This is a genomic window from Kocuria salina, assembly GCF_013368965.1.
Classification (GTDB): domain Bacteria; phylum Actinomycetota; class Actinomycetes; order Actinomycetales; family Micrococcaceae; genus Kocuria; species Kocuria rosea.
This window is the reverse complement of record NZ_SSSF01000037.1, coordinates 1-1846: the sequence shown is the minus strand read 5'-3', so window position 1 is coordinate 1846 and position 1846 is coordinate 1. Positions and strand designations below refer to the sequence as shown.

At 68.4% G+C, this 1846-nt stretch carries 1 protein-coding gene; it reads right to left on the bottom strand.

Annotated features, from left to right (window positions below; translation table 11 throughout):
* Nucleotides 1–96: 96 nt before the first annotated feature.
* Complete coding sequence (locus E7Z53_RS19805; protein ID WP_369598030.1) at nucleotides 97–1509, bottom strand: lipopolysaccharide biosynthesis protein; 1413 nt, start codon at nucleotides 1507–1509, stop codon at nucleotides 97–99.
* Nucleotides 1510–1846 lie beyond the last annotated feature (337 nt).

The window sequence follows — 1846 nt, the reverse complement described above, 5'->3', positions numbered from 1 at the left end:
AAAGACGGCAGAGAAGCCGTGACGGTTCATGAAGACCCGGTGTTCTTCCGCGAGCAGAGCATGGGGACGCCCCGGAGCGAGACCGACGAATGCTGATCAGCTACCCCGCCGGGAAATCACTGATCGGGCCAGGGGTGTGAGGTCCCGGTAGCTCAGCGCTGCCCACACGGTGAGAAAAACCGCTGAGGCCCCGAGGGCGGGCGCCAGGTGGGCCTGGTCGCCCAGCCACCACCGGCCGGTGAGGATCAGGGCGTAGCCAATGGTGATCCGCAGCACCAGCAGCCCCCACCGCATCCGGTCCACCCGCCAGACGATCACCAGCGGACCCACCGCACTGACCAGGGAGCCAGCCAGGTAGCCGATGGCGCTGCCCATCACGCCCAGGGTGGGGCCGGCCCACAGGATCACGCCGAGTCCGACCAGGAAGCCGGTGACGTTGGAGGCGGCCAAAGCCTTCACACCCCAGGCCTCCGCCCCGTTGAGGCGCAGGTTGGCGGCGTTGAAGCTGGACACCGACACGGCCAGCAGCAACACCACCAGCAACGCCTCCGCCGGGGTACCGCGGTCCCCGAAGAGCATCCCCAGGACGGGCCCGGCCCACAGGATCAGTAGCCCGAACACGGGCAGGAACACGGTGACCATGATCCGCATGACCCGGTCCACCTCCCCGGCTAGGCCCACCCGGTCCCCGGCGGCGTAGCGGCGGGCCACCGCCGGGGACAGGGCGGTGAGCATCGCCCCGGAGAGCATGCTGGCCGGGGTCGCCACCGACACCGCGATCCCGTACAGGCCCAGAGCGGTGAGGGTGTCGTGGGTGCGGCCCAGCACCACGGACAGCTGCAGCAGTCCGGAGGCGGCCAGCAACTGCACCGACCCCCAGGCGGTGAAGACCACGATCGCCCGCCGGGTGGACGCTGCCAGGGCCACCGAGGCCGGTCGTGGCCAGGAGGGTAGCGCGAAGAGCAGGTAGCCCAGGCACAGTGGCAGCAGCAGCACCGGTTCCCATCCGGCCACCAGCACCACCCCCAACAGTCCCAGGGTCACTACCGAGCTGATGATGTCCCAGGCGGTGGTGGTGACGAACTGGTTGTTGCCGGTGCGCACCCCGCGCACGAAGGTGTAGGCACCCAAGGCGACCACGAGCAGACCCGTGGACACTGCCGGCACCCAGCCCGTGCCCGCGTACCACCCCACCCAGAAGGTCCCGGCCGCCCCCAGCACCACAGTGCTCAGTGCGGCCAGGCGGGCCGTGTAGGCGGCCGCCGCGGCCTGGGCCACCGGGTCACCGCGGCCACGAGCCATCGCGATGTACTTCGCCGCGGCCGTGCCGGTGGCCTGGGGCCAGGCCAGCACCAATAAGGTGGCCACGGAAATCATGAAGGCGAGCTGCCCGTTGGCCTGAACTCCCATCAGGTGCACCACCAGGAAGCTGTAGCCAAAACGCGCCAGGCCCTGGACGAACACCCCCGTCACGGTCAGGGCGAAGGCCGAACCCAGCGGATTGTCCACATTGGCGTGATTCGGGGCCGGGAACAGCACCGCCCACCACCGAGACCTCACCGGATCACCACGGCGGCAGGAAGGGTTGGGAAAGTCATCGTCGGCGAGCCTACCGGCCACCTATCAGACCGAAAGGCTGCGACTCCGACCTCACCAAGCACTTCTGGGTTGCAGTTGGGGTTGGCGCAACGCTCTATCTTGAGGATGCTCGTTCCAAGTCCTGCTCTCCCCTGGATCGACGGGATCCTAGGAAAACACCCACCAGGAACAGGATCGTGGCGGCCACGGTGAACCACCAGCCTGAGTCACCTTGCAGGGCCAGGACTAATGTCGCTCCCAGGACCAC